This window comes from Alteromonas sp. MMG017 (assembly GCF_018100795.1).
Taxonomy (GTDB): domain Bacteria; phylum Pseudomonadota; class Gammaproteobacteria; order Enterobacterales; family Alteromonadaceae; genus Alteromonas.
The window spans coordinates 170,115-196,526 of sequence record NZ_JAGJDY010000004.1; the positions used below are offsets into that span (position 1 = coordinate 170,115).

Genomic DNA, 26,412 nt, shown 5'->3' on the forward strand with positions numbered 1-26,412 from the left:
CATTAACTCGACCTAACCTTGCGCACTTTTTAATGAAAGCCAGAACCAACACGCTCATATACTTCTTATTATTTAGTGCAATGGCTGCTCTGGTTGTTGCTGGCACAGCGATGTTTCAATCTAACAGAGCAAATGAGGTCGATGAAAACATCATATTCAGCAATACCTATTATTGGTCTGAAGATCACCAACAGGATTTCCGATCCCGCCCATCGGAACGTACAAATTGGCGAAGTTCAACTTTTCGAGGCATAGCCCACGTCGACACACCGATATGGGTTCAGATAGATTTTACCATCGATGAGCTTTCACCAAATCCTATGGGCGTCTTCGTTTCGGTAATGGGCTCATTCGATGCGTATTGGAATGGCGAGTACATTGGTAGTAACGGCAAGCCTGCACTCACCAAAGAAGAAGAAGTCATAGGCGATATCGACAAGGTGCTGCTTATCAACAAAGATGCTGTCGTCATTGGGCAGAACACGTTGAGTTTATACTTGTCGAGCCATCATCATCCTTCAGAAGTCCAGTATGGCGGCTTCTTTGCCTTTGTTAGTGACTACACAACCTTGATCGCCATGTCGATTAAACGCGCGTTACCATCACTGTTAATGTTAAGTGCGCTTGGGTTATTGGCGGTGTATTGCTTTATGCTTTTTGCATCAGCTTGGCGTGAAGTGCAATATTTGCTGTTCGGGTTACTGTGTAGCGCCACCATGTTACTCATTATCACCGAATCGGCCCGCGGTATTATTGGTTACACCTACGATTGGCACCTTCCGCGGTTAGAACTGGTGTTAGGACTTTCATGCTGTTTGGGTATATTGTTCGTAGCCTTTATTACCTGTGTCGTTAAGCTTTCTTCTGCGTGGAAGTTAGGTTGGTTAAGCCTGGTACTTGGCATTCAAGGATATTGGTTACTCACTCTATCCGGGTATGATGATCGCAGTCTTCTGGTCTTTGTATCCAGTGTTGGTATTTGCGGGCTTGTCTGCATTCAAGGCCTTGTACAAAAACGGGCGCACAGCGGAAAACTACTTTGTGCATTACTGGTGTTTATCTCGCCGGTGTTAAGCAATACTTATTCTTACATGGATACATTTTTCTTTATCTCGTTTTCTGTTTTAAATGTATTCATTTTATACTTAACCTTAAATTCAATCCGTACGGAACGGCAAGCGCTACTGCAAAGCCAGCTAAATGCCAGTCGTATGGAACTGGAATTGTTAAAGCGTAACCTACAACCTCATTTTATTATGAATACGCTTACCGCAATTGAAGAATGGATTGAAGAGGACCCCAAAACTGCCGTCAATTTTATTCAGGCGCTCGCCAACGAATTTCGATTGCTGATCAAGCTTTCACAGCAACCGCTGATTGCCCTTGAACACGAAATAGCACTATGCCAAAGCCATCTGACCATTATGGGCTATAGAGCCTGCGTAGATTTTCAGTTATCCCAGGACATAAAAAACGCTCAGGTATTGTTGCCTCCGGGGGTTTTGTTAACCCTGTTAGAGAATGCTATTTCACACAACCGTTACCGGGAAGGTGCGTTTGAATTTCAGCTAACTCAGCGCCTGAATGGCAACAAACAAACATTAACGCTGCAAATACCCTTATCTCCTTATCAAGGCTCAAGTGGGTTACAAACCGGTATTGGCAATAAATATATTCAATCTCGATTTAAAGAGAGTTTTAACCATGACTGGGCTATGCAAGAGCGCCGCGACTCACAAGCTGTTACGGTGGCGCTCTCGTTTCCAATGATTGAAAAAGGTGTCACATGCAACATTGGGTAATTGTGGAAGATGAGGTGATGGTGGCAAAACGCCTTATGCGTTTTATTCAACAAATTACCGCAGATGCGCCGACAAAACTTCATCACTTTCACAGTATTGATGATGCCAGGGATCACATGGCGAATCATGCTGTCGATCTGCTTTTTTTAGATCTTAATTTAGGAGGTTTGGACGGCTTTGAGTTATTAAAAGATCAGTTAGCCCAAAGCTTTCACACCATTGTGGTATCAGCCAATACCGATCGAGCCATAGAAGCGTTTGAATTGGGCATACTCGATTTTGTTGCCAAGCCCTTCACCCTGGAAAGAGTGGCAACCGCAATTTCGCGCGCGGAACTCAAAAGCGCTCAACAAGGCTGCCGGTTTTTAACTTACCGAAGACATGGTGTCATTGAGTTATTGCCCATTGAAGATATTGCCTACATCAAAGCAGCCGGTCACTACAGTGAAATAATCACCCACGATGACCGTACTTTGCTGCACGACAAGAACATTGAAAAGCTGAATCAACTACTCGCAAAGGACTTCTTTCGCGTCCATCGTTCTTACTTAGTACCGCTGCAAAACTGTGAAAAAATCAGTACCGATGTTGGTAGTAAATACTGGTTGTGGTTAAAAAATGGCGAGCAACTTCCCGTGGGCAGAACACGAGTTAAGGCCCTAAAAGCCGAGCTTATTTAAGCGCTCTGGGCCGTGAGCTTAGGTAACTCGTTCGACATGGAATCGGCAAGATACCTAAAGATATTTCTGATCGAAAAAAAGTCATAGCCTCTACACACTATATCGGTAAGGCATTCCCTAATGCGAAGCGGAGAACTGCCAAATTTAACTGCATATTACGGTATAGGTGAACAGGTGAGTAACGACGACGGGCAAATTCAGGTACGCGGCGCTCGGGTACACAATTTAAAAAATATCAGCGTTGATATACCCAGAAATCAAGTGGTGGTATTTACCGGCGTGTCTTATTATTGAGACAATAAATGACCAACTAAAAAACATTTCGTTCATTGAACACTCAAGGCACCGCAGTATGAATGGATTTATGCTTAATTTACTCGCAGGATTGGTGGCTTATTGCTTAAAGAAAGATAATCCATCCCTTGATATTACTGACGTTGAGATAAATTCTATGGTCGTTGCTTAAACAGATCTGGGGTTAGCTAGATTTCATACCAACTTCATAAATAGAAACGAGAACCATTATCATGTAGAATGAGCTCGTTGTCCCACTTGGAGAAAATCATGTCTAAACCCGCACCTCGTGTTGTTGAAGTTATCGAGTCTTTCCGCGTAACACCAAACATGCAACGTATTGTCCTTGGCGGCGCTACATTAGAAGACTTTCCAGAAACTCGCCCTGGCGCCTACGTTAAATTACTTTTTGATTTAAATGGCAACCCTATAGTAAAGCCTGCGAAAGATAGCCCCGTTGCGATGCGAACCTACACAATAAATAGCTTCGATAGACAAAAAGCACAAATGACCATCGATATGGTAGTGCATGTTAAAGATGGCGTAACTGGCCCTGCGGCCGCATGGGCCCTAAGAGCAAAAGAAGGCGATAAACTAACGATTGCAGGCCCTGGCAGCAGTAAAGCGTTAGCTAAAGACTACGAGTGGGTGCTCTTCGCAGGCGATATGACTGCACTGCCTAGTATTCGCAACTATTTACAAGCGCTTCCTAGCCATACTAAAGGCATTGCCGTTATTGCTATTGAACATGAAACGGATGCCACCGTGCTAGAAAAACCTGAAGGCGTCACTGTTCAGTGGGTATCTAAAAAAGAAGCAACATTATCTGACGCCATGCAGCGCACTAACTGGCCAGAGGGAACGCCTGCGGTATGGGTGGCGTGTGAATTTTCACAGATGAGAAAAATTCGTTCGTGGCTAAAAGACGAAAAACAGGTACCTCACAGCCAAGTTTATATTAGTAGTTATTGGCGTGAAGGCCGCAGCGAAGATCAACATAAGATAGATAAACGCCAAGATGTTGAAGCCTTTGCGAAACAGCTTGCCTAATTAGCATTAAAGCAACAATTTTGCTGTGCCGTGAAAGCATAAAACCCTGTACGACTTTCAGCGCCCTGTAAATAATGCAGAGCGCTGGTATTAGCTCCTTTATAAAAACCAACAAAAATCTATATTGATCAAGATGTTAATCTTTGGAATGGGGATTGCTACTTATTAAGTGCAGTTCACAATAACCACTCGGTTATTCTTTTTAAAGGAGCAACATATGAACAATGATCGTATCGAAGGCAACTGGAAAGAAATGAAAGGTAAGGTACAACAGCAATGGGGTAAACTTACCGATGATGACCTAGACGTCATTGATGGTCGTCGTGAAGAGCTAGTAGGCAAGATTCAGCAAGCGTACGGCAAGAGCCGTGAAGAAGCCGAAAAAGAAGTGGATAGCCATTTCAACTAGGCACTTCACCTAAGCCTTAATGGCTAGCAGTACAAGAAAAGCCCCATTCGGGGCTTTTTTTATGCGTAAAACAACCTAACCGTCAGGGCTAAACCCCTTTGTCAGGACTTAACATCAAGATTCCGTATCAGGCTTTAAGTTGTTGCTAATTTCTCTTGCATCAAAGCTTGTAGACGACGTGGGTCGAGTACCCTTGCCCATCTCAATATTCAAAATACTTTCGATTTCGCTCTTTTGTGAGCCACCTACGAAAATACCAGATTCAAACTGGGTTGTAGGGTGGTAAGACGTTCTACAAGTAATAACGCCACACTCAGTTACCCTCGCATAGCGTTGGCTAAAGCCAACCTGAGGTGATGTTTGTACACGCTCTTTATCTACCATGGTTTCCCGATCAGTTACGACAAACCAATCGTAACCTTTTAGTAAGGTCAATTCCGCCGAGCGGTACATGGCATAATCCATGGCTTTACTCTTATCCGACCCTCTACCTTTGAAGTGAACACGGTATTGGGTTTCGCTTAATTTACTTTCGGTATACCCGAAGCCCCCTTTAGATGCCTGTCGGTAATCGGGTTGGCTCGCACACCCTGTCATTACTATCACTGCTAGAAACGCTATAAATTTAGTTTTCATTAACTACTCCTTCGGCAGCCTTAGACTGCCATCCATGATTAATAGCTTGCTGCTCTTGCTCTCTATTTAATGGTGTGGACACCATTAACAAATCTATCTCTTCATCAAGCACTTTGTTGGCACTTGCCGTTTGATATTCACTTTTATCGCGCCCCGCTGTTATCAGCTTACTGGCGTGAAGTTGCCAAATGCCCTGATTATTTTTACATGCGATCATGACATTCAGTTCATCTTCACCTTGTATCTGCGCCTGCCTGCACAACTGAGATTGAATATTCATAAACGACAATTGTGGCACTATTTCCATGCCCGCATCGGTTACCATCATCTCGCCCGTTAAGTTATTATCAAGGGCTTTAGATACATTCGCCCAATGGCTATTCGTTGTCGAAGTGATTGCTGGGTCAAGGGGGGCTGTATGCTCCGATTGCATCAAGGTTAGCCCTGCCACTAACGCCACACCAGCCGCTAACGACAAAGGTACTTTCCACTTCCCACTACTTTCAGATTCTTGAGTCTTGCGATCAAGTGAGGTTACGTTGCTTGATATGCGCTCACCTGTATGGCTTGAACTTACCTGATCTGAGTCGAAGTCCGCTTGCTCAAGATAGGCTTCTGAGGAAACATCGTCTGCAAGCAATGCCACTACGCTATTAGGTAAAGGTTTTTGCGTTGCCGCATCAGCTGCCGCTTTCACCATCATGTCTACCTGCGCCAAAGACGCTAAACGGTCTGACAAAGTAAGATCATTGGCAATCGACGCTCTAACGTATTCCATGTCTTCATCGCTAAGTTCTGCATCTAAAAATGCTGAAAGCATTTCGTCAGATATTGTCATAGCACCACCTCCTGTTGTGGATTTAGCATATTACTGAGTTTGCTTCGTGCCCTAGCAAGCCTGCTCATAATGGTCCCCGCCGGTACCTCAAGGACCTCTGAAGCATCTGAGTAGCTCATTCCTTGAATGGCAATAAGTGACAAGGTCTCTCGCTGCTCTGGGGGTAATTCTCCCATGGCCTTACTCACCTGCTTTAATGTAATGCCACCTGAAAGCGCTTCATCCAAGTGCGCCTCATCCTGCGCCTGCAATTCAGGGTTAACCGCCGCACTTGCTCTTACTTTTTGCGCACGATATTCATCTATCCACAAATTTCGGCAAACTCGAAATGCCCATGCCATCAGTGTGGCATCTTGTGGCAAAGATTTAGTCAGTAGTTTCTCAATCGTATTTTGCAGTAAATCATCAGCATCATGTATATTGCCGGTAAGTGAAAACGCAAATTTTCTCAATGATGGAACGAGTTCAGTTACTTCTTCTTTCATACAATTTCCTATGAAATCACGCTTTATACCTAGTTAACGTTTGGTGCCGTGATTTATTCCCAACGATAGGGAATTTTTTTCATCAACAAACGTTAACTAAGTAATAGAAAAGGATTATCCATCAATAAGGGCACGTTTTATGCCAGCTTTACGGATGGATTAAGTAAGTCGCTCGTGGCGAGTAACAAGCACCTCAGGCCATGAGATGCTTGTATGGGGTTAGCCGCAACGCAAGTGAGGTAAATTATGAAGTGCAGATCGCTTTGTCAGCTCGTAGTAGGCGGCATAATATTTTCAATGGGCAGCGTGTTAAGCTCTGATGTCAGTGCCCAGTTAACTATTGGCCGTCAAATAATCGAACCCGTAACGCCTATTATTGACAGAGTACCCGTTGATGTTGGCACCGTGCGAGATGTGCTTGAAAATCAGGTAGAGCAAGGTGTGGGAAGTACTTTTGAAACCTTAAACAACATACCTGCCCCGCAATTTACTGTTCCATCGCCCCTTAGCCTTACTTCGCCTGCAGGCAATCTTGTACTAAAGGAAGTAAAAACCCCTGATGGGTTTTTAACGGTAAAAAGAGAGTGGTTGGTGGTAGGTAGCGAGGCTGACAAAGCTCACTTTACACACCCCGACATCACGATTGAATCGTCACACTATTTAACCGCTATAGACCAATGGATTTACCGTTTGAAGGTTAGTACTAGCCTTGATGAACTGTCTCAAATAAGAAACAACTTACCGACATCACTAAAAGCACAAGTAGGCCGAAATCACATTTATTTAGCGCAAAGCATGGACAACCTACAGAGCCCAGAAACTTACCAAATCCCTGAAAATCCTGAAAACCAGAAAAACAGCCAAGACAAGCAAGCTAGTATTGAAACTACTGATAAGCCAAAAGTTTGCCAAGTACCGGTTCGAATTGGAATGATAGATACCAATATTGCGCACAACCACCAGGCACTAAAACACCTTGTTATTGAACAGCAGTCTTTTCTTCCACAAGCGTTACCAACTACCCAAGTACACGGTACATCAGTGGCCAGCTTATTAGCAGATAACATGCTTACAGGTAGTCATCTTTATAACGCTAGCGTATTTTATACGCGGAACAGTATTAGTCAGGGCGCGACCTTATTATCATTAATTGATGGTCTTAACTATTTAGTCGGCCAGCATGTTGATGCGATTAATATGAGTCTAGCAGGGCCAGAAAATCCAGTGCTTGCTAACGTTATAGAAAAAATTAGCGAACAAGGGATACAAATTATTGCAGCAGTTGGAAACGAAGGGCCAGCCTCACCACCTTTGTTTCCGGCAGCATACCCGTCAACTGTTGCGGTAACGGCGGTAGACAGTAACCACGCTATCTATCGATGGGCCAATCAAGGCAATCATGTCGATTTTGCGGCCAGCGGTGTTTCAGTCGAAGTCGCACATCCAGATGGTACGATTAGCCGTGAGACCGGCACATCGATGGCAACGCCTTTCGTTTCAGCCCGTTATGCCTGCCTATTTCGTGCGAGTTCAAATCAGGCCCAAGCGTTGGCCACATTACGCGACCAAGCCGTAGATGCTGGAGCACCGGGACGGGACCCGGTGTTTGGAGTAGGTATTCTCCAGTAATGAAATCAAAAGTGAGTGCCAATGCGCGATTAGAAGTGAAATCTAACACCAATTTCAGCTAGTGTTTCTTGATAGTCTGCTGACACTAGGGTTGAGCCATAGTCTTTGTATTGCGTGCTTACGATAAAATCTACGTTTTCCATAGCTGTATATTCTATGCTCGCTTCAAAGACATGCCTATTATCCTCTCGTCGCCCATCTTCCTGTTGTTCAATCTCACTAAAAGGTACTGCGGAAGTGGTAGGCTCACTGCTCTGGCTACCTTTACCATAAAGCCTACTCTCCATTTCATAGCCGAGCTTGATGTCGAGCGCTTTACCCCACAAATTGGCCGGATAGGTATAGCTGGCGTCAATACCATGGCTGGTATAGTCGAACGCTTGAGCCAACGCATCTTCATTTTGATATTTCACGCCCACTTGGATAAAGCTGTGGTTCTCAAAAAACCAGAAACCATCAATGCGGCTAGATAGCGCCTTGGCATCGCGCTCTGGCACAGATTCAAACGACTTATCAATGGTATCCACACTAATACGCCAATAACCTTGAGTAAACGCACTGTTGGCCAATGAAATACCGCTTTGTTGGTAAGTAAGAAAGGCATTGTCATCAAGGTTGGCGTTTGCATAGTAGTGATGAATGCCAATTTTAGCCCAAGACGATTGATAGCTCGCCTCACCCGACAAGGTCGTAATAGCAAGGTCAAAATCCGACAGTTCGCTGTAGCGCGTTTCACTATGTTGTGCAGACGCAGTGATTTGCCATTTATCCGTAGGCATTATGGCTACCTTCAGCTTCGCGTTTCCTTTTATTGCTGAGTCTGATGTGTCGGTATTGGTATCAAGTTCGCTAACGTTAACGTTTGAATCGTGATGAGCACCGACATAGACTTCTCCAGTCACTATTATCATTTTGTGCTCGTCAGTTTCTGTGCTGTTTTCTGACTGACTCGCCATGGCAATTTTGCCAATCAAGCTTAAGGCAATAGATACACTCAATACGCTTAACAATGGTATGGGGGTTTTAAGGCTCATGTAGGTTTCCTACTAAATCGAATACTCACGGCATTAACACATGGAATTAAAGATGGGGCTGGGAATAGTGCCACCCTCCTATTTTTATAACCTTCATAGTGACAGGAATAACGAGGGTGGCGGCTGTTCACGGTGCGTCGAACACGTTAATCTGCGTGACTTTTACTGGTTTAGAATGCCAGCAATACTTCCGCTTACTGTGTTTTCAACAGTGGTTGAAACCGTATTTTCGATTTGCCCACTTACTTGACCAGATACTTGGCTAGCCACACTCTCTTCAACCTGTGATTGCGCTACCGCTTCAACCGACTGAGTTAATGTTGAAGACACCACGTCATTGACATCAGCCGCTTGCGATACACTGCTATCGACAACCCCTGATACCACGTCAGTGGCGGCAGAAGTGGCAACATCTAAGGCTCCTGAAGCATTTGTAGCAATGCTTTGCGTTACCGCAACACTACCTTCAAGAGCACTTTGCGCACTGGTGAGCTGAGTAAGGATTTCACCGCTTGTTTCATCAGATGCTTCTGATGTGTCGTTAGTAGTGGCAGTAGCATCAGCTTGGTCTGCGTTTTGCGTTTCACTGCCAGTTTCAGGGCTTGCCTCAGTGTCGGTAACCGCACTAGGCTGTGCATCTACATTTGCCGAAGCGGAAGTTTGTGAAGACATTGACTGGGTAAGACTTGCTTGCTCACCAGACACATTGGTTGAAGCTTGAGTGCTATTAGACACTGAAACAGATGCAGCTACAGTCTGAGCCAACGCCACGTTTGAAGTAAGGCCTAATGCAACAATTAAAGCAGTATGTAGTTTGTTCATTCGTTTATTTCCTGTTTTTCATCAAAGACACTTAAATAACGAATGAACCTCCTCTTTTATTCCAAACAAACGATAAAAAATATTCCACAAACAAAAACACCCCGCTTAAAGCGGGGTGTTTTTTTCAATTCACTATATTTAAATTGTTATTTAAAACAAGGGTATATGAGAGCTTCAGTCACCAGAAGCATTTAATCCAGCTTCCCACCAAGGCGATGAATAATCAATATTTTCTTGGGGGAGTACATTAGAGTAACGCATTCTTACCGACTCCCAAAAAGCCGCTTTAAATACAGGATCGTAAATGACGAACTCGCCTTGTGAGCGATATTGCTCGAACAAATCCTTATAGGCACCAACGGGGGTAAGCGGGTTACTTTGCTGGAAAACAACGTCCCCACCAAAGGTTTCATACAGTGACTTAGACACTTTCCAACTTTTGGCCATGCCTTCTGCCATGGCTAAACGATAACGCTCAACTTCTTCATCTGAATATTCAGCATTGTGGCTTAAATCGACTGTCCAAGTTTTAATAACCGCGTAAGCAGATTCTACTTCGCTTTCTGAAGGCTCAATGTTGTTTTCGTCGGCAAAGTCAGCAATAACAGATTCACTAATTTTAGTGCCTAACGCACGCTGAGCTAAAAGTTTGCGGATCTCAACTTCAGATTTGTCACTAAGAATAGATTGGAAACGATCTACATCACTTTGACTAGGTTGTAGTTCGCTATTTGAAATAGATTTACCGAAGAGTTTCGCTATTATTTCGTTAGCCGCTTGTGGCGTATTTATCCCAAGCGAGACAACGATGGCAGCGAAAAGTACCATAGGTATAATGTCAGACCGTGTCATTGAAGAAATTCCCTAATATCCATCACAGCTTGAGCGTAAAACGTATTCTTTAATCGTATATTTTTCGTATTTAACTCATTAATACGTAGAATGTTCCATTCATTTTACGAGACGACGTCGCTGAAGAGCTATACTTTAGGCTAAAGTAGGTTAAATATCCACTTTTTTCCGCATAGATTTTCTCACACTTTGTTGCTTTTTGGCCTCGCCACGCCTCGCTTTTACTGCACGACTCATGCGGGTTGCCTTCCTTGGTTTTTGTTTTTTAGTGGCACTGACTATCCATGCTTTTAAACGCACAATAGCATCTTCCCTATTCTGTTCTTGAGTTCGAGAATTTTGCGCTTTTAGAACAAACACACCATCGTTAGAGATGCGGCTGTCTTTTGTATTGAGCAGCGTATCTTTTACCTCTTGAGGCAAAGATGAGGCAGGTATATCAAGGCGCAGATGAATAGCACTGCTCACTTTATTTACATTCTGCCCGCCAGCACCTTGTGCTCTGATGGCTTGCATTTCAATGTCGCTATCTTCTAGCGTGATAGTAGGGGTAATCGTAATCATAGCTTAACGGTTATATTCTTCACTTGTGAGTTATTTGACAGTTTATAGGTTGTACTTAGCGCCATAGAAAAAGGCTTACATTGACTGTTTATTCATTTCTTATTAGTTTACTAATTACGCTAATAAAGGAAACATATTGTGGTGTTCATTTATATTGTTGTCGCACTTATCTTGTGCCTGTTTGTGGCGTCGTGGTTTTTCACTCAGCATATCGACAAGAAAATCGAAAAAAACTTCCGTCCACCAGGCCAATTTTCAGACGTACAGCAAGAAAAAATTCACTACACCAAACAAGGGCAAGGCCCCGCCCTTATTCTTATTCATGGACTTGCAGGTAATGCGCTTAATTTTACTGCCTTAGCGAATCAGTTAGCCAAGCACTATACCGTGTACAGTATTGACCGCCCTGGAAGCGGCTTTTCTACACGTCATCGTAACACATCGGCAGATTTTAGCGTTCAAAGCGCCACCATTTTAGCCTGGATGTCACAGTTAAGTTTAGGCGAAGCCTTTGTTGCTGGGCACTCTATGGGGGGCGCTATTGCTTTACGCATGGCACTGGATGCACCAGAAAAAATTAAGTCTGTCTCACTGCTTTGCCCGTTAACGGTTCCCTTAACAAAAGGGCCTGGTCCCTTGTCTGTACTGTACATTCCTTATCAAAAGTTGCGCAGTTTAATCAGTAAAACCTTGGCCGCGCCGGTGCGTATAGTTTTTGGTAAGAAACAGGTTGCTCAAGTCTTTTTCCCAGAACGTGTACCCTCAAATTTTGGAAGTGAGAGCGGTGGCGCACTTGCGCTACATTCAGAGAGTTTTTATCAAGCTAGCTGTGACATGGTAGCTTCAACAGAAAGTTTGTATAAACAGTTCGAACACTACAAGGCTATTTCGTGCCCGGTGGGTATTTTGTATGGTGAACAAGACGCCATCTTATCGCCCGATGCGCATATGTCTTATATTGCTACGTCGCTTCCTAGTAGCATGGCTGAAATTATTCCTAACGCTGGCCATATGATTATTAATACGCAGCCTGAAGCTTGTTTTAACTTCATAAACAAAGTGAATAAAATAGACGCTCAGCTAGGGCTCGCTTAACAATGTTAAGCGTTTCGTCTATTTATGCACCGCGTCATTCCTTAATGCGTAACCACTCTGGCAGCAGAATTTGCTTTAGCACTTCGTAAATGCGACAGACTTGGTCTAAGTTCAACAGTTTGCTTTAGCTCTCGTAAGTAATCAGTAACCTTTTCAATACCGTCTGATGTAAAACATAAGCTTTTAGGCGAGGTTTTTATTTCACTTTGGTATTGCTGAAACCATGTTTGCATGGCCTCACTGTCCCCTTCTGACAACGCAATGAGTAAATGATACATACGGATGAAAGAGAGCTGTCTACGATACTCTGTTGTGCCGTGCTCGAACCCAAGTAGGGTGGTTTGCGATAGTGATGTTTCAGAAACGCCAAGTAAATCAGCAGCCTCTGCTTGATTCAAGCCAACTTCTTGGTAAGCCCAAGTGAAAGCTTTTATAACAACACTGGGTGGATAGGTGCTATGGATCATAGTTTGGCCTCGATTTAAGTCGTTTAAAACATCTTACTTATCGAGAATATTGCGAAAATCATTCCAACTTGCCGAGTCGCTTACAACTACTGACAGTGTTGTTTGGTTTTCACGAAGTGCGCGCGCTCAGCATCTTCATTAAGCGTGTAATCCAGTTGAGTTAACCACGCCCTTGCTTCTTCGTAGGTATCAAAGAACGAAAAGTCTACACCGGTTTTACGGTATACCGCTTCAAGTTGATTTCTGGTAGTCGATTTTACTAATGACGATTCAAGTACTAACGCTAAATGACTCAACCCAAGATGACGAACTGCGGATATACGTTCAGCCAGAAGGCTCTCAGCATCGGGAATAAGCAGGGACTCCCCTTCAAGAACCACAATATCACCCCAGTGACTGCCATGCATATCGATAGACTTTTCTCGATAATCAAGTACTAAGCCATGAACACACTCACAATTCCAGGGGCCGTAGGCTTGGGTAAGCATAACGTTACCGCACCGAGTAACTACAAATGAGCCATGTACTGGTTTCATAATTCTTTGATCTTCAATACTCCACAATCAAACTATAGACAATGATTTCAAAATTCGAAATGTAGTAAGCCATCGCGGCCTTAATGCGGTTAAGGACGCGATGGTTAACTTAGAGCTATTTCAAGCGTGATACCGGCAAAGTTAACACCCCTCTACCGTGGCATTGGCAGGGGTAAACGGGAGTAAGCTATGCAGCTAACACCCGAATCAACTGTGAAAACGTAGGCTTATCTTGTACATCAAGAGGAGCTCTTAATTCACGAGCAATATCACTCACGCTAATAACACCGCGCACCTCGTGAGAGTCTCTATCGAGTACTAAGCAATGATGCTGCCCATAATCTTTCAGGGTTTCTACCACATCGCCTACTGACGATTTTGTCAATTCTGTGAAATCAAATGACATTAATGACGTTTTCGCCTGCATGAAATCACGAACCACTACCCCATCTCTAGGCACTTTTAATTCAGCAATTCTTTGTACAATATGCTGTTCGCTCACGTCTTGTGACGTAATAATGCCGGTGAATGCATTCGTGGCATCTACTACCAGCATCATACGAACATGAGATTGGCGCATGATTTTTTCGACTCGTGTCGCAGGTGCATTTTCGTCAATCACCAATGGCATGTATTGTTTGAAGTCTGTAAATACCGCCATCGCTGATGATGTGACAGACACTTTATTTTCAACAACAGGCCAAGCTAGACGATCGGCGGCATCGGTTTTATGAAGTTGTAAGGTATGCATTACCTTCCCCTTAAATTAGTTAACAAATTAAATAGATAAATGAATATTTTGTTTAACTAAGGTGGGGTGGTGCGCGAATGGGATGTGCTGCATAGTCTGCATCGCTAAGCAGGGTGTAAGTACAAAAGCGAGTATTGGGAACAATGCTACTCGCGAAGAAAGCGCTTAAAAAGTAGGCGCCATCATCAAGCTCGTCTTTATCACTGGCTTGCTCTAGATTTGATGAGGCTAAATACTGAATGCTAATGTCATTCGATACTTGTGATATCTCTTTGCTCAATACATTACCAGCACCATTTTCAGGTACTAGGAATGACATTGTGAGTAGCAACAGCAAAAGATTCAAAAGAAGAACTCCAGCGACATTTAAAAAACGGGTTAACTCACCCTTACTTAATACTATATGGCTTTTTTATTCACTATCACTTAAACCCGCCTCAATTTTTAGACGATTTATCGCTTATTTTCTAATTACTAAATTTAAGTACCGTTTCAACTTGTGTATTCATTCTAATAAATAGAATGCACTGTAATAAGCTTTGAAATATTCACTTTTTAATTGTTCCAGTAGACTCGTTTTAAAATTTGGTTCTATTGCTTAGTTCACTTATGAAAAAACGCTGGCCTCTTTGGCTGATCTTAATCCACTGGCTCACCTTACTGGTAGTAATAGGTATGTTTGCCTCTGGGCTATGGATGGTAGATTTGACCTACTATAGCGATTGGTACAAAACCGCACCCCACTGGCATAAAAGTGTAGGGCTTCTGTTGTTCGCAATAACGTTAGTTAGGCTGATTTCGCGCGCATCTACCCAGAGACCACCGACTTTTGGTAGCAAGTTTGAGAAATTAGCGAGTAACTTAGGACACAGTGCTATTTATATTGTCCTTTTAGCGCTTTTTACCTCGGGCTACCTTATTTCAACCGCCGATGGCAGAGCCATAGAAGTATTCGATTGGTTTGCAGTGCCAGGGCTTGGCGCATTTATTGAAAACCAAGAAGACCTGGCCGGCGAGGTTCACTTTTACCTAGCTTGGACATTAATCGTGCTGGCTTCTTTACACGGGTTGGCGGCACTGAAACACCATTTCATTGATAAAGACGACACACTGAAGCAGATGTTAAGGCTTCGCTAAATACTGATATTAAGGAGATTTTATGAAGAAGTTAACACTTGCAATCGTGACGGCCATAGCACTAAATTCAGCGCTAAGTTCAGCTCACGCCGCTGATTATATTATTGACTCAAAAGGTGCTCATGCATCTGTTAATTTCAAAATTCAGCATTTAGGTTACTCATGGCTAACAGGACGCTTTAACGACTTTAAAGGCACCTTTAGCTACGATGAAAATAACCCTGCTGCGGCGTCTGTATCGGTGACTATCGAAACCGATAGCGTAGACTCAAACCATTCAGAACGCGATAAGCATTTAAGAGGCGACGACTTTTTGAATGCAGATGATTTCCCAGAAGCCAAATTCGTTAGCACTAACGTGACTGACAAAGGCAACGGCATGTTAGACATTACGGGTAACCTTACGCTGCATGGTGTGACTAAACCCGTTACTATAGAAGCTAAAAAGATTGGTGAAGGTAGCGATCCATGGGGTGGCTATCGTGCTGGCTTTTCAGGCACCACCACTATTGCCTTAAAAGACTATGGTATCGACTACGACTTAGGCCCAGCCTCACAAACTGTTGAGCTTTCACTTCACGTTGAAGGTGTTAAACAGTAAGCTAAACGCTTATAAAACAATAAAGCCCGCTAATGCGGGCTTTTTACGTTAACAGGCTCAATAGACTTACCTAAGCATGACTCATACCTTATAAATTAATGTAGCTTTAACTTGGGGCTAATTGCATAACTCAGCTTCTTGAGTAGCAGTTTAAGCGCACCTCTAAGCTTTCCGTGCACTGCAAATTGATGCATGTTGTACAAGGAAATATAAACTATCTTCGCTAAACGCCCTTCAATAAACATGCTTGAATTTGAAAGCGAGCCCATTAAGCTTCCTACTGTGCTGTAGTTACTTAAATGCACTAACGAGCCATAATCTTTATAAACGTAGCCTTTTAATTCTTTACCCCGACGCAATGCAATAATATTGTCTGCCGCCGTGTTTGCCATTTGATGCGCAGACTGCGCTCTTGGTGGTACCCACTTACCATTTTCTTGCTTGAAACCACAGCAATCGCCAATGACCCAAATGTTACCGTCGCCAGTACTTTGCAAGTGTTCATTAACAAGAATTTGGTTTGCGCGATTAGTCTCAAAAATACCCATTTTGGTGACGAAATCCGGCGCTTTAACGCCTGCCGCCCACACCATCAAATCAGCATCCACACGACTGCCGTCTTTGGTAATGAGGCCATTTTCATCAGCTTCAGCCACCATGGTGCGCTCTTTAATATCCACACCAAGCTTATGCAGCGCCTTACGGGCTGAATTGGCGATACGCTCAGGCAATGCGGGCAGTATTCGCTCACCGGCTTCTACAATGGTGATTTTTAAACGAGACGCTGACATGCCTGGCATGCCGTAGGTTTTCGATAAGTTAGCGACATGATGAAGCTGAGCGGCTAATTCAGTGCCCGTTGCACCCGCGCCCACAATAGCCACTTTAATAAAGCTATTCTCATCTTCCTGCTGATTAATACGAATAAGCTGATTTAACAAGCCACGATGAAATCGCTCGGCTTGCACCAGTGAATCAAGAAAGTAGCAATGCTGTGCAACGCCTGGCGTACCAAAGTCGTTGCTGACACTGCCAATCGCCAGTATCAACTGGTCGTAAGGTATTTTACGTTCGGGTAATATCGCCACGCCCTCATCATCGAATAATGGCGCGAGAGTGATAGTTTTGGCCTCTGCATCAATGGCACACATACTCCCTAACTGAAAGCGGTAGTGATGAGCGGCAGCATGAATAGCGTAATCAACGCCATCTGAGTGCTTATCTATAACGCCTGCAGCCACTTCGTGAAGCAAGGGCTTCCAAATGTGGGTGCGACTTCTATCAACTAGGGTTATTTCTGCTTCGTTCTTTCTCCCGAGGGTGCGGCTTAAGCGGCTTACAAGTTCAAGACCTCCAGCGCCACCACCGACAACAACTATTTTTTGCATGGGTTTACCTATAATTTAATCATTCCACGTATCTCATCTTTCATAATCTACGATTATTGAAATGATATACCTGGCACGACTAAAGGTATTCGCTGCATATATGGGGTTAACAGTACGCCTGAACGCATTTTCTCGCAAGCCTGACAGGTTGGTTCTAGCAGGGCGTACGATAAAAAAGGCAAAAAAAACGGTAACCGTGAAATACACGCTACCGCTTTTTGTACCGAAGTAGATAATGCTTTTAACTAATACTGATAATCAACGCTAAACATTACGTTTCTTGGCCGCCCTGGAAAGTACCTATCTGCGGTAAAGGTTGTGTAATCCGCCCGCTCAGCATAGGCGGTATCGAGCAAGTTATTCACTCTTGCGTACACTGAGACTTTTGGCGACATTGCCCAAGAGGCGCGTAGATTCAATAAATCATGACCTTCGTACTCGTTCAGGTTTTCAGCATCGGTATAGTATTCATCAACATGCTGCCATTCAATTTCAGCCCGGGTGTTTTGCGTAAAGCTGTACCCTACGCGAGCATTGAAAGTAAGATTTGGCGCAGTATCAATATCGTTGCCCTTAATATCGACTTCGCCCAAAAGCTCACTGTGCTCATACGTATGTTTGGCATAGCTGCCTGCAAACGCGACATCAAACCCTTGGCTAATTTGATAGTTTAGGGTTAGCTCAACGCCCCTATGCCATGTTTCTCCATTGCTTACATTGAAAAAATCACTATCACGATAAATCACATTGTCTTTGGTTAAGCTATAAGCAGACACAACATAGCTAAAGGCTTTATGCTGCCCTTTTACACCCATTTCTATGTTAGTGGCAGTCACAGAGTCTAAGTCGGCAATTTGTTGACTGCGCTGAAGCCTGTAAAGCTCAGTCGCCTGAGGGGCACGGTAGCCTCGAGATAACCCCGCATACCATAGTGTTGCATCGCTACTTTGAAAACTAACCGAGAGTTTAGGGCTAAAATTACTGTAGTCGTTAGTACCACTTTCAGGCCTTGCGTATCGACAGCCACCAAAGCCACATTCAGTGCCATCATCACGAGTACGACCCGATATCATGTTGTTGGTGTAATCGTAATCCATATACTCATACCGCCCACCCAATGAAACCGCCCACGCTGCTTGTTGCCAATTTAGCGCAATAAATGGTGCATACAGGGTGGCGTCTACTTGATGGTCGTAATGAAGCCCTACAGGCACGGTTTCCACTAGAAAAGCAGAGCCCACAGTTTCGCTATCTTGGGATTGTACCAAGCTGCCTTGGGTATATTCGGCGTCTAATCCTGCGTCAATGCTTAGCGTATTGTTCACCACATGATGATATTGGGAAAGTACACCAAAGCCTTCTTGCTCGTTTTCTTCAAGCGGTGTACCGGGTAAAAAATGCATGCGAAATTCCATGCTTTGGTCGCGATAATAAGGCGTAATAGACAGTGCGTTCGCGCCGCTTAATGCTACATCTACTTTGCTCCACACTCGCAAACTTTTCGCTTTTCGAAAGGCTTCAGGGTTGTCGTTACCTTGGGCGATATCTTCATCTTTATAGCTTTCAAACCCAGTAATGTAACCAGCGGTTTTTTGATCTAAGTGGGTGTACGTCAACCCACTGGTTACCTTTAGGTTATCAACTTCGTAGCGGTGGCGAAGGTTAACCTTTTCTTGATCCACGCTTTCTTCGTCTCGATACCCGCCGTCGCGGGTAATACTCGCGTTTATACCTACACCCGAATCACCAAAGTCTTTACCTTGCCTTAGCTTCAGTCTGCTATAGCCGTAAGAACCATAATCAATTCCGTATAAAGCAGTGTCTTGGGTAACATCGGGGGTAATAACATTTATCACGCCGTGAATAGCGTTGGAGCCATAAAGGGGGGAAGCAGGGCCTTTTAAGACCTCGATGCGTTCAGCCATTTCACCATGGGCTTCGAACAGCTCGTTAATATTACAAAAACCGGCTGCGCGTAAAGGAATGTTATCTTCAGCAGCCAGTATACCACCGCAAGCCCCAGCCCCTGTAAGCACTGGCGAGCGTAGTGCAGGTAAATATTCCTGGCCATTTCCTCGCTGAACACCCGCGCCTGCAATGAAATTCAACACTTCTTGTATATGGCTTGGTGATACAAAGCTTATGTTATCGCTTGAAACACTAGATACCACATACCCTGAATTTGAGGTGGAATTAGCAATTCTGCTTCCTGTTGTCACCACACGTTCTATTGATTCTATGCTTTTGGCAGTGTTTGCGCCTTCTGGGATTTGCGCGGCAGCATGAGAAGAAAACGACACGACAGTCACGGTGCTTAGGCTATGTAAAAATAACCTGAATGTGGAGCTCATTGCTTGTCCTTTCTATAGATTTGGCGAGATTAACATACGTATAATATGTGTCGTTCGACCACAATATTGATGTTAGTTACACCATCAATTGTATCGTTAACTATTGCGTGATGAATAGTAAAAATAATGACTTACCGCACTAGAGCGTGACGGTTTTGATGGCGGAAACTGACTGCAGGATTTTACTCACCGCTCAGTACTTGTGCTCGGGATTGAACTAACATACGTATAAGCTTCGTAAAGTCGATAGCACAGCAGCAATACCGGAGGAATTTTTGGACACCTTAATACCTAGCCTATCTCAACTTATTGAATTTGCGGTAGCCCCTGTTTTTTTACTTACGGGTATAGCAGGTTTTTTGAATGTTATGTCGTCTCGGCTTGGCAGAATATCAGACAGAGTAAGGGTAGCAGAAAGGCAAATTCATACCCTCTCAGACCCTCATATTGTTGACCGTTCCAAACGAGAAATAAAAGTACTGTGGCGCAGGGTGAAAGTCATCAACTGGGCCATTGGTTTGTGTGTGGCCTCGGGGCTAATGGTGTGTACCGTTATTGTGGCTTTATTTGCTGGTTCTCTGTGGTTTGTCGATTTAAAAACACCCGTCATTTCACTTTTTATATTGGCAATGATGTTTCTAATTTGTGCCCTTGTTGTCTTTTTAGTGGAAGTGAAACTAGCTACCACCACCATCAATATGGTGCGTACTATTCGCTAAAACACTAATGTGTGAAAACAAAAAAGCGAGGCAAACACTATAACTTAATAGGTTTGCCTCGCATTTTGTCGGTTGGGCGATGTCATTCATCCGCAGCTACCGACCTGTGTAGCCTTCTGATTAGATCAAAAACTTTCTAATCAGCTAACTCATCAAGCACAGCAAACAGTACGTTAGCGCCTACACGGGAGACTTCTTTATCGTACATGTTTTCTGTATTTACACCCTCTTGGCCACCCGCTAAATCACTGATAGCACGAATGATCACCCAGTCTACATCATTAATTGTGCATACTTGGCCAATCGCCGTAGATTCCATTTCGGTTACTTCAGCCGTGAAAACATCCCGTACCCATTTTCTGTATTCTCGGTTATCCATAAACACCGAACCGGTAACACCATTTCCGCCAACATGCAGCTTAGCATCACGTTCATTTAAAATACGTTGAACCGGCATTTCTGCCATTGCTGTTTTTGCCGCATTCAACAACCTAGGTGATGCGGTGAAATAAGGCGTATCTTCTGGTTTATCCATACCGTCTTTTACAATAAGCACTTCGTCTGGGTGGATAAACTGAAACGGCTTATATTTAGGATAATGTGGGTCTTCTGCTATGCGCGCTGGCTGCTCTTCCATAAACTTAGCGTAGTACTCAGGTAGCACGTACTCACCTGGGTTTTCAGCGTCTTCATTGGTGTAAACACTTTCATCATGGTAGTACCAACGCTCTGGCACGATAACATCACCTGGTTGCCACTTGGGATTTACCGCGCCAGCAATGCCCATATAAACCACCTGTTTTACAGGGAAATAATCTAGCGCCATTTGTGTCGACATGGCCGCATTGGCAATACTCATACCGGTAGCGAAAACAAGAATAGGTTCATCGTGATAGGTCCCAATACGATAAGTAATGCCTTTGATTGTGGTAGTGGTGTGTATTTGTGCATTAGGATCAGAATCGATTTTGCCCAAAATACCTTCCATTTCTGGGGCGTAAGCCACCATCACAGCGGTAAATTTATCGCCAGTAAAAGACGCCGGACCATATTGAGGCTGAGTGATAGATGAAGTGTTGGCACACCCAGTTATTACAACAGCACATGACATGCACAACAGAAACGAGATAACACGAAGTTTCATAATCACCATTCTTATTTAGTTTTTTATTGGAAGGGCAGAGGCTAAAGCCTGTACGCTCTGCGTTGTTTAATTATTAACGTACCAGCTTTCGGTATGAAAGAAAGTGTTATATCGGCATTTTACAAATATTAAAAACACTGGATACACCCCCCTAACAAATGACATTTAGCGAAGGTTATCTTATTTCGCTTTTTCAACTAATTCTTTCTCTTCAATAGAATAAAACGCGCTTAGTTGCAGTTTCATAAGCTGAACACGGATGTGCCGTTACCCTTATTGGATTACATTTATAGGACATAAAAGGACTTAAAAAAGCAACGCGAGACCAACTAACTCGTATCGATGAGGATACAATTACCAATGAACATGAAACTACTTCGCTCTCTGCAAATTTTTGTTGAGGTCGCTGAAAGCGGTAGCATGAGTATTGCAGCCCGAAACCTGCATATGACCGTTTCGGCCATTAGCCAACAACTAAGAAAGCTTGAACAAGACATTGGGCTGAGTTTATTCAATCGTAATACCCGAAACTTGAGCCTTACCGAGGCTGGAAGGATCTATTACGACACCAGCAAAAAAATGTTAGACACCGCTGTTGAAGCACAAGAACGTATTGAAACGCTTCAAGACGCACCTTCAGGTAAAGTCAATATTATTGCTCCAGAAGGTTTTGGTGGCGGCTTATTGAGTCAGCCCTTGCAGAAGTTATGTGAGGATTTTCCAAAAATAAATGTATCGCTGACGCTAACCGACCAACCTACAGACATTATTGTTTCTGGTGCCGACTTACTGCTTGGCTTCACCCCGGTTTCTGATACTAATTTCAGCAGTTTGGAATTGGCCACGTGGCGTCGAATTCTATGTGTATCAGCTGACCACCCTTTGGCAAAAACGCCTCTAGAGTCACCCGACATTCTTCAAGAGTATTCCTATATGTCCCACCGCCATGTAGAAGAATACGTCATGAAGCACGACAAGTTTGATAAAGTGCCGCTAACGTCTAGCCGTATTGAGCTTGATTCAATGCAAACCTTAATTCAGCTTACGCGTGATGGACTAGGGTATGCAGTGCTGCCTGAACCAGAGGTGCGCCACTTACTTAGTGAAGGCTCAATGAAGCAGCTATTCACTGACTGGTCGTTACCTGATTACACCGTATATGCGGTTACCCCTAAACGTGAATTGGTGCCTGCTAAAATCAGTGCGGCTATTACATGTTTACAGGACTGGTTTTCTGAGATCTAGGTTATCCGAATTAGTCGCTTTCTGAAGCATAAAAAAAGGGCATCATGAAGATGCCCTTTTTCTTGTCAAACTTGCTTAGAAGCTTGTATTAACCTGCAAACTAAATACGTTCGCTTTAGCATGCTCAGTAGCCGTAAGGTCACTTACGATAGTACCAATAGAGCGCTGCTGGCTAACTGCCGCTTCACGACCTTTAATATAGGCATAAGCCATATCAATGCTGGTGCTTTCAGTTAATGCGTATGTTGCACCTACCGTGTACCAATGACGATCGGTATCTGGAATACTCAATGAACGGTGCTCGTAGCTCACTGCGCCATCGTCGTACGCATAGCCAGCACGAAGCGTAACCTTGTCGCTATAAAGGTAAGTTCCACCCACGCTTAAGCGTAATGAATCTTCAAAATCTTCTTCTTTAAGTAGTAAATCATCACCACTATCAAGCTCTGCATTCAACTTATCAAATGCGCTCCATTCAGTGAATACAACACTGGCTTGCACTGACCATTTATCGTTAAGCTGTTGGTTAATCGCCACTTCAGTGATTGCAGCTAAATCTAAATCTAGTGAACCGCCTTGGTTGTATAGCTCTGCCACTGCAGGAATGATAGCGCCTAGGTCTGATTCAATTTCACCTTCAAGATTTAGCTCTGTTTCTGCACGGTAGCTAAACGCCAACTTAGTGGTCTCTGTGGCTTGCCATAACGCGCCAACATTCCAACCAAAGGCAACATCGTCACCAGACATTTTAACAATAGTTGCATTACCTAGTGCATCGCTACCAAGTAGCGCACCAAATGCTTGAGGAATAGCAGTACCAATTTCGGCTTCTGCATACGTCACGTTAAGACCAAAACCTAAGCTTAATGTATCGTTTACTTTGTAAGCCACAACTGGGTTTAGCGTAAATGAGGTTACTTCGGCGTCATCAGCAAAGTGCAAACCGTTATAGCTATCGCTGTAGTCGGTAGCAAGGCCGTAGTTAGAGAATGCGCCAATACCCCATGATACTTTGTCATTCACAGGTGCAGTGTAGAAAAAAGAAGGCACAGCTGCCGAGGTAGCAATATCTTCTTCACTGGCATCATACGTATTCGCAAACAGCACTTCACCGCTTTCGTTGTACACAGCAACATCCATATCACCACGAATATCAACCTGTGGATTAATGTAGCTTACCTGCGCACTGAACTGAGCTGTTTTGAACTCAGTAATTGCAGCAGGGTTAGTAGCAAGAATAGATGCATTTTCAGGCGTTGCGGCTTGGCCCGCCATCGCGCGACCAAAACCATTAGCGCTATGCTCGTTTACTTGGAAACCAGCAGCTAGCACAGAAGAAGATGCCATCGAGGCTAGTGCTAAGCATACAGAGGCACGTAGAGAAAAATATTGCTTCATAAAAATACTCTTATAGAACAGGAAATATGCAGTGGCGCATTCTACGGTTACGGTAAGTTTTGTTCAATGCAAGTTAACGCCATTTACGCTGATTTATCGCATTTTTTACAACTTTAGCGACACAATTAAAGAAGATGTAAACACTTTGAAAATAATAGATTACAAATATTGACACTATTTGTGAATTTGGCCATTTACCTACCACTACAAATCATTAGCGATGATTTGACTAAACACCCTATTTTTGACCTTTCTATTGATTATGCTTGTATAAGCAGTTTCTAGCCCCACAACTGTAGTTCAAGATAATTTCAACAGCCTAAGGAGAAATTCACATGTCTAGCAATAAAGAAATTCTATTGGTCAATCGCCCAAACGATAGAAAAATAGGGTCCCATTTGTTTGAAACTCGTGAGCAATCCATTCCTTCTCCGGGTGACGGTGAAATACTGATTAAACAAACTTACATGTCACTCGACCCAGCAATGCTAGGGTGGATGAGTGAAGATCGTGAAAGTTATATTCCGCCTGTCGAGCTTGGTGAAGTCATGCGCTCAAGCGGTGTAGGTGAAGTAATAGAGTCGAACAACCCTGATTTCTCTGTTGGCGACAAAGTCATGGGTATGACTGGCTGGCGAGAATACTTGGTAAGTAATGGTGAAGGCTTCAATAAGCTGCAGCCGGGTGTTACCGAAGAAATGGCGCTTTGCGTATTCGCCTTGCCCGGTTTAACTGCAACCACAGGCTTATATAACTTTGGTGAACCTAAAGAAGGTGAAACCTTGGTGGTCACTGGCGCTGCTGGTTCGGTAGGCTCAATCGTAGGTCAGTTAGCAAAAGCAGACGGCCTTCGCGTTATCGGCGTAGTGGGCAGTGACGAAAAAGCAGATTGGATTGTTAACGAACTCGGCTTCGACGGTGCAGTAAACTACAAAACTGACGATTTAGAAGCGAAATTAACTGAGCTCACCCCTGACAAAATTGACGTGTTCTTCGAAAACACCGGAGGCCCAATTCAACATCATATTTTCAATCGTATGAATACACATGGGCGTATTGTTGTTTGCGGCATGATTGCCGACTATCAATCAGAAAACCCGGCTCCCGGCCCAAATTGGATACCGTTAATTAAAAAGCGCATTAACGTTCGTGGGTTCGCCATGCCTGATCATTGGGGTGAAGTACCTCAACTTATTGCAAAGCTTTCACCCTACGTACAGCAAGGTAAAATTCAATATCGTTCTCACATGGTTGAGGGAATAGAGTCAGCGGTAGAGGGTTTACAGATGCTATTTTCTGGCGACAATAAAGGGAAAATGATCGTTAAACTTTAAGCCTAAGGCTTGTATTTTTTACGCTAACTATCGACGCTAACTTCACTTAGCGTCGATAGTAAATAGGTGCCTTTCCCTGCGGCCTTCGCTTGATAAAGCTCATTATCGGCCTGGTTAATTAAGCCTTCTAATGTTTGCCCTTTCACATTGGTTACTACCACGGCACCAATAGAACAGGAGACGGTTTTAGCTGATGCATTTGATGCATGAGGTAGTGCTTTATCATCCCACGTATCAAGTATTTGCTGGCAACTTTGTTCTACTTGCCTTGCAGACACCCCACTGACAATAACCATAAACTCTTCGCCACCATATCGGCCTAGAATATCAGTTTGACGTTGAAACACGGCGCGCATCACATCAGCCTGTGCCACAATGGCATCATCACCTTGTTGGTGACCAAAGGCATCGTTATATTTCTTAAAGTCATCTAAATCGAGCATAAATACAGCGAAAGAAAGGTTCTGCCTTTTACTGAGCGACAGTAATCTCTCGCCTTCTTTCATCAGGGCCCGTCTATTAAGGAGATTGGTTAGCGGGTCTTCCCGGCTTAAGGTGTTTAGCTTTTTATTCGTTGATTTTAAGAGGATCACTATTCTGTCTAAGCGGTATTTTGCATAAGCACATATAAATAATGACCCCACCACAAACGATGTTGAAATCATGACGCGGTCGTCATACACAGGCGCAATTACCATCAAACCAATAAAACCAGCGATGCTTATTGCCGATGCCACCAACGCCAGCTTGTAGGTAACACCTAATGCAAACACACAATAGAATGCGTATAAAATGGTGCCCTCGTAAGGAAAAGCAAATTCATATAGCACCCAACTTTGGTAAATAAGCATATAATTAGCAAAGGTTAACATCACCATTAGCCCTGCAAAAATCCAGCTTCTGGCAGCATAAAAGAATCGAGAGAACGAAAGGGCGATAACGGTAAAGATGATGGGTATTTGATATATCAGGCGATTTTGCAAATAAAACTCGTACAAGGGGGATGGTAACATCACCATATCGGCGAGAATAAAAGAGGCGAGCAAAGCGGCGCCGATAAGAAGTGCAGCTCGAAGCCTTAATATCTCTCTACGCTTTCCTACCGCTTCCACTTTTTTCTCCCGGCACGGGTAACATCTTTAAGTAAGTAT

Annotated in this window: 28 protein-coding genes and 1 pseudogene; 13 read left to right on the top strand and 16 right to left on the bottom strand. The window is 43.7% G+C overall.

The annotated features are described in order from the left end of the window. The first annotated feature begins 32 nt into the window (after window positions 1-32). The 6 genes and pseudogenes from J8L84_RS07560 (at window position 33) to J8L84_RS07585 (ending at window position 4,235) form a co-directional block, all read left to right on the top strand. Window positions 33-1,802 carry a histidine kinase gene (locus J8L84_RS07560; RefSeq protein ID WP_211070151.1) on the top strand — a complete coding sequence of 590 codons (1,770 nt, stop codon included), beginning with the start codon at window positions 33-35 and terminating at the stop codon, window positions 1,800-1,802. Beyond that, entirely contained in the window at window positions 1,787-2,482 is a 696-nt protein-coding gene (locus tag J8L84_RS07565) for a LytTR family DNA-binding domain-containing protein (protein ID WP_211070152.1), read from the top strand. The genes J8L84_RS07560 and J8L84_RS07565 overlap by 16 nt, the downstream gene beginning before the upstream one ends. 120 nt (window positions 2,483-2,602) lie before the next feature. After that, window positions 2,603-2,776: a hypothetical protein gene (locus J8L84_RS07570; RefSeq protein ID WP_211070388.1), complete on the top strand. Its 174-nt coding sequence runs from the start codon at window positions 2,603-2,605 to the stop codon at window positions 2,774-2,776. Beyond that, window positions 2,769-2,948 (top strand): annotated as a pseudogene (locus J8L84_RS07575) (transposase); the annotation flags it as partial. The gene J8L84_RS07570 and the pseudogene J8L84_RS07575, both read left to right, overlap by 8 nt. A gap of 98 nt (window positions 2,949-3,046) precedes the next feature. Beyond that, a complete protein-coding gene (locus J8L84_RS07580) occupies window positions 3,047-3,826 on the top strand; it encodes a siderophore-interacting protein (protein WP_211070153.1) in 780 nt (259 codons plus the stop codon). Between the two features lie 217 nt (window positions 3,827-4,043). Beyond that, on the top strand, window positions 4,044-4,235 hold the full coding sequence (locus tag J8L84_RS07585; protein ID WP_057795453.1) for a CsbD family protein: 192 nt from the start codon (window positions 4,044-4,046) through the stop codon (window positions 4,233-4,235). A gap of 114 nt (window positions 4,236-4,349) precedes the next feature. On the opposite strand, the gene J8L84_RS07590 is transcribed toward J8L84_RS07585, so the two are convergent. The 3 genes from J8L84_RS07590 to J8L84_RS07600 are packed head-to-tail and all read right to left on the bottom strand — an operon-like array spanning window position 4,350 to window position 6,194. After that, window positions 4,350-4,871 carry a hypothetical protein gene (locus tag J8L84_RS07590; protein ID WP_211070154.1) on the bottom strand — a complete coding sequence of 174 codons (522 nt, stop codon included), beginning with the start codon at window positions 4,869-4,871 and terminating at the stop codon, window positions 4,350-4,352. Next, a complete protein-coding gene (locus J8L84_RS07595) occupies window positions 4,861-5,709 on the bottom strand; it encodes an anti-sigma factor (protein WP_211070155.1) in 849 nt (282 codons plus the stop codon). The genes J8L84_RS07590 and J8L84_RS07595 overlap by 11 nt, the downstream gene beginning before the upstream one ends. Next, window positions 5,706-6,194: an RNA polymerase sigma factor gene (locus J8L84_RS07600; RefSeq protein ID WP_211070156.1), complete on the bottom strand. Its 489-nt coding sequence runs from the start codon at window positions 6,192-6,194 to the stop codon at window positions 5,706-5,708. Before J8L84_RS07600 ends, J8L84_RS07595 begins: the two co-directional genes overlap by 4 nt. 246 nt (window positions 6,195-6,440) lie before the next feature. Here J8L84_RS07600 and J8L84_RS07605 point away from each other — a divergent pair, with 246 nt between their 5' ends. Continuing rightward, window positions 6,441-7,823 carry a S8 family serine peptidase gene (locus tag J8L84_RS07605; RefSeq protein WP_211070157.1) on the top strand — a complete coding sequence of 461 codons (1,383 nt, stop codon included), beginning with the start codon at window positions 6,441-6,443 and terminating at the stop codon, window positions 7,821-7,823. A gap of 29 nt (window positions 7,824-7,852) precedes the next feature. Here J8L84_RS07605 and J8L84_RS07610 read toward each other — a convergent pair whose 3' ends face one another. The 4 genes from J8L84_RS07610 to arfB all read right to left on the bottom strand — a co-directional run bounded on the left by J8L84_RS07610 (window position 7,853) and on the right by arfB (window position 11,095). Then, the gene (locus J8L84_RS07610; protein WP_211070158.1) at window positions 7,853-8,857 is read right to left on the bottom strand and encodes a hypothetical protein; all 1,005 of its coding nucleotides are present in this window, start codon (window positions 8,855-8,857) and stop codon (window positions 7,853-7,855) included. A 162-nt stretch (window positions 8,858-9,019) separates the two neighbouring features. Beyond that, window positions 9,020-9,679 carry a hypothetical protein gene (locus J8L84_RS07615; RefSeq protein WP_211070159.1) on the bottom strand — a complete coding sequence of 220 codons (660 nt, stop codon included), beginning with the start codon at window positions 9,677-9,679 and terminating at the stop codon, window positions 9,020-9,022. Between the two features lie 174 nt (window positions 9,680-9,853). After that, a complete protein-coding gene (locus J8L84_RS07620; protein ID WP_057795439.1) occupies window positions 9,854-10,531 on the bottom strand; it encodes a hypothetical protein in 678 nt (225 codons plus the stop codon). Window positions 10,532-10,681: 150 nt separating this feature from the next. Continuing rightward, entirely contained in the window at window positions 10,682-11,095 is a 414-nt protein-coding gene (arfB, locus tag J8L84_RS07625) for an alternative ribosome rescue aminoacyl-tRNA hydrolase ArfB (protein ID WP_126874021.1), read from the bottom strand. Window positions 11,096-11,233: 138 nt separating this feature from the next. Between arfB and J8L84_RS07630 the strand changes: the two genes are divergently transcribed. Next, window positions 11,234-12,190: an alpha/beta hydrolase gene (locus tag J8L84_RS07630; RefSeq protein ID WP_211070160.1), complete on the top strand. Its 957-nt coding sequence runs from the start codon at window positions 11,234-11,236 to the stop codon at window positions 12,188-12,190. A 41-nt stretch (window positions 12,191-12,231) separates the two neighbouring features. On the opposite strand, the gene J8L84_RS07635 is transcribed toward J8L84_RS07630, so the two are convergent. From J8L84_RS07635 to J8L84_RS07650, 4 genes are all read right to left on the bottom strand, one after another. After that, window positions 12,232-12,657: a hypothetical protein gene (locus J8L84_RS07635; RefSeq protein ID WP_211070161.1), complete on the bottom strand. Its 426-nt coding sequence runs from the start codon at window positions 12,655-12,657 to the stop codon at window positions 12,232-12,234. An 86-nt stretch (window positions 12,658-12,743) separates the two neighbouring features. Further along, a complete protein-coding gene (locus tag J8L84_RS07640; protein ID WP_211070162.1) occupies window positions 12,744-13,193 on the bottom strand; it encodes a hypothetical protein in 450 nt (149 codons plus the stop codon). A gap of 187 nt (window positions 13,194-13,380) precedes the next feature. Next, entirely contained in the window at window positions 13,381-13,944 is a 564-nt protein-coding gene (locus J8L84_RS07645; RefSeq protein WP_211070163.1) for a CBS domain-containing protein, read from the bottom strand. Window positions 13,945-13,996: 52 nt separating this feature from the next. Continuing rightward, window positions 13,997-14,290, bottom strand: coding sequence for a hypothetical protein (locus J8L84_RS07650; RefSeq protein ID WP_211070164.1), 294 nt, complete (start codon window positions 14,288-14,290; stop codon window positions 13,997-13,999). A 263-nt stretch (window positions 14,291-14,553) separates the two neighbouring features. On the opposite strand from J8L84_RS07650, the gene J8L84_RS07655 reads away from it, so the two are divergent. Both J8L84_RS07655 and J8L84_RS07660 read left to right on the top strand, forming a co-directional pair. Next, window positions 14,554-15,081 carry a cytochrome b gene (locus tag J8L84_RS07655; protein ID WP_211070165.1) on the top strand — a complete coding sequence of 176 codons (528 nt, stop codon included), beginning with the start codon at window positions 14,554-14,556 and terminating at the stop codon, window positions 15,079-15,081. Window positions 15,082-15,103: 22 nt separating this feature from the next. Next, on the top strand, window positions 15,104-15,682 hold the full coding sequence (locus J8L84_RS07660; RefSeq protein ID WP_211070166.1) for a YceI family protein: 579 nt from the start codon (window positions 15,104-15,106) through the stop codon (window positions 15,680-15,682). Between the two features lie 95 nt (window positions 15,683-15,777). Here J8L84_RS07660 and J8L84_RS07665 read toward each other — a convergent pair whose 3' ends face one another. Together J8L84_RS07665 and J8L84_RS07670 are read right to left on the bottom strand one after the other, a co-directional pair. Continuing rightward, entirely contained in the window at window positions 15,778-17,070 is a 1,293-nt protein-coding gene (locus tag J8L84_RS07665; protein WP_211070167.1) for an NAD(P)/FAD-dependent oxidoreductase, read from the bottom strand. 245 nt (window positions 17,071-17,315) lie between these two features. Beyond that, window positions 17,316-19,421: a TonB-dependent receptor gene (locus tag J8L84_RS07670; protein WP_211070168.1), complete on the bottom strand. Its 2,106-nt coding sequence runs from the start codon at window positions 19,419-19,421 to the stop codon at window positions 17,316-17,318. A 275-nt stretch (window positions 19,422-19,696) separates the two neighbouring features. On the opposite strand from J8L84_RS07670, the gene J8L84_RS07675 reads away from it, so the two are divergent. Continuing rightward, window positions 19,697-20,140, top strand: coding sequence for a DUF2721 domain-containing protein (locus J8L84_RS07675; protein ID WP_013786482.1), 444 nt, complete (start codon window positions 19,697-19,699; stop codon window positions 20,138-20,140). A gap of 136 nt (window positions 20,141-20,276) precedes the next feature. Here J8L84_RS07675 and J8L84_RS07680 read toward each other — a convergent pair whose 3' ends face one another. Continuing rightward, a complete protein-coding gene (locus tag J8L84_RS07680; RefSeq protein WP_211070169.1) occupies window positions 20,277-21,284 on the bottom strand; it encodes a 5'-methylthioadenosine/S-adenosylhomocysteine nucleosidase in 1,008 nt (335 codons plus the stop codon). 360 nt (window positions 21,285-21,644) lie between these two features. Here J8L84_RS07680 and J8L84_RS07685 point away from each other — a divergent pair, with 360 nt between their 5' ends. Continuing rightward, complete coding sequence (locus J8L84_RS07685) at window positions 21,645-22,529, top strand: LysR family transcriptional regulator (RefSeq protein WP_211070170.1); 885 nt, start codon at window positions 21,645-21,647, stop codon at window positions 22,527-22,529. 75 nt (window positions 22,530-22,604) lie between these two features. Here the strand turns inward: J8L84_RS07685 and J8L84_RS07690 are convergent, their stop codons facing one another. Then, the gene (locus J8L84_RS07690; RefSeq protein WP_211070171.1) at window positions 22,605-23,927 is read right to left on the bottom strand and encodes a porin; all 1,323 of its coding nucleotides are present in this window, start codon (window positions 23,925-23,927) and stop codon (window positions 22,605-22,607) included. A 335-nt stretch (window positions 23,928-24,262) separates the two neighbouring features. On the opposite strand from J8L84_RS07690, the gene J8L84_RS07695 reads away from it, so the two are divergent. Then, window positions 24,263-25,261, top strand: a complete 999-nt coding sequence (locus tag J8L84_RS07695) for an NADP-dependent oxidoreductase (protein ID WP_211070172.1) — start codon at window positions 24,263-24,265, stop codon at window positions 25,259-25,261. Window positions 25,262-25,284: 23 nt separating this feature from the next. Here J8L84_RS07695 and J8L84_RS20655 read toward each other — a convergent pair whose 3' ends face one another. Beyond that, window positions 25,285-26,373 carry a GGDEF domain-containing protein gene (locus tag J8L84_RS20655; protein ID WP_211070173.1) on the bottom strand — a complete coding sequence of 363 codons (1,089 nt, stop codon included), beginning with the start codon at window positions 26,371-26,373 and terminating at the stop codon, window positions 25,285-25,287. Window positions 26,374-26,412: the final 39 nt, after the last annotated feature.

Excerpts from the sequence above, each read along its gene's own strand:
- J8L84_RS07560 (WP_211070151.1), top strand. The coding sequence starts at position 33 with ATGAAAGCCAGAACCAACACGCTCATATACTTCTTATTATTTAGTGCA.
- J8L84_RS07565 (WP_211070152.1), top strand. The coding sequence starts at position 1,787 with ATGCAACATTGGGTAATTGTGGAAGATGAGGTGATGGTGGCAAAACGC.
- J8L84_RS07570 (WP_211070388.1), top strand. The coding sequence starts at position 2,603 with ATGCGAAGCGGAGAACTGCCAAATTTAACTGCATATTACGGTATAGGT.
- J8L84_RS07580 (WP_211070153.1), top strand. The coding sequence starts at position 3,047 with ATGTCTAAACCCGCACCTCGTGTTGTTGAAGTTATCGAGTCTTTCCGC.
- J8L84_RS07585 (WP_057795453.1), top strand. The coding sequence starts at position 4,044 with ATGAACAATGATCGTATCGAAGGCAACTGGAAAGAAATGAAAGGTAAG.
- J8L84_RS07590 (WP_211070154.1), bottom strand. The coding sequence starts at position 4,871 with ATGAAAACTAAATTTATAGCGTTTCTAGCAGTGATAGTAATGACAGGG.
- J8L84_RS07595 (WP_211070155.1), bottom strand. The coding sequence starts at position 5,709 with ATGACAATATCTGACGAAATGCTTTCAGCATTTTTAGATGCAGAACTT.
- J8L84_RS07600 (WP_211070156.1), bottom strand. The coding sequence starts at position 6,194 with ATGAAAGAAGAAGTAACTGAACTCGTTCCATCATTGAGAAAATTTGCG.
- J8L84_RS07605 (WP_211070157.1), top strand. The coding sequence starts at position 6,441 with ATGAAGTGCAGATCGCTTTGTCAGCTCGTAGTAGGCGGCATAATATTT.
- J8L84_RS07610 (WP_211070158.1), bottom strand. The coding sequence starts at position 8,857 with ATGAGCCTTAAAACCCCCATACCATTGTTAAGCGTATTGAGTGTATCT.
- J8L84_RS07615 (WP_211070159.1), bottom strand. The coding sequence starts at position 9,679 with ATGAACAAACTACATACTGCTTTAATTGTTGCATTAGGCCTTACTTCA.
- J8L84_RS07620 (WP_057795439.1), bottom strand. The coding sequence starts at position 10,531 with ATGACACGGTCTGACATTATACCTATGGTACTTTTCGCTGCCATCGTT.
- arfB (WP_126874021.1), bottom strand. The coding sequence starts at position 11,095 with ATGATTACGATTACCCCTACTATCACGCTAGAAGATAGCGACATTGAA.
- J8L84_RS07635 (WP_211070161.1), bottom strand. The coding sequence starts at position 12,657 with ATGATCCATAGCACCTATCCACCCAGTGTTGTTATAAAAGCTTTCACT.
- J8L84_RS07640 (WP_211070162.1), bottom strand. The coding sequence starts at position 13,193 with ATGAAACCAGTACATGGCTCATTTGTAGTTACTCGGTGCGGTAACGTT.
- J8L84_RS07645 (WP_211070163.1), bottom strand. The coding sequence starts at position 13,944 with ATGCATACCTTACAACTTCATAAAACCGATGCCGCCGATCGTCTAGCT.
- J8L84_RS07655 (WP_211070165.1), top strand. The coding sequence starts at position 14,554 with ATGAAAAAACGCTGGCCTCTTTGGCTGATCTTAATCCACTGGCTCACC.
- J8L84_RS07660 (WP_211070166.1), top strand. The coding sequence starts at position 15,104 with ATGAAGAAGTTAACACTTGCAATCGTGACGGCCATAGCACTAAATTCA.
- J8L84_RS07665 (WP_211070167.1), bottom strand. The coding sequence starts at position 17,070 with ATGCAAAAAATAGTTGTTGTCGGTGGTGGCGCTGGAGGTCTTGAACTT.
- J8L84_RS07670 (WP_211070168.1), bottom strand. The coding sequence starts at position 19,421 with ATGAGCTCCACATTCAGGTTATTTTTACATAGCCTAAGCACCGTGACT.
- J8L84_RS07680 (WP_211070169.1), bottom strand. The coding sequence starts at position 21,284 with ATGAAACTTCGTGTTATCTCGTTTCTGTTGTGCATGTCATGTGCTGTT.
- J8L84_RS07685 (WP_211070170.1), top strand. The coding sequence starts at position 21,645 with ATGAACATGAAACTACTTCGCTCTCTGCAAATTTTTGTTGAGGTCGCT.
- J8L84_RS07690 (WP_211070171.1), bottom strand. The coding sequence starts at position 23,927 with ATGAAGCAATATTTTTCTCTACGTGCCTCTGTATGCTTAGCACTAGCC.
- J8L84_RS07695 (WP_211070172.1), top strand. The coding sequence starts at position 24,263 with ATGTCTAGCAATAAAGAAATTCTATTGGTCAATCGCCCAAACGATAGA.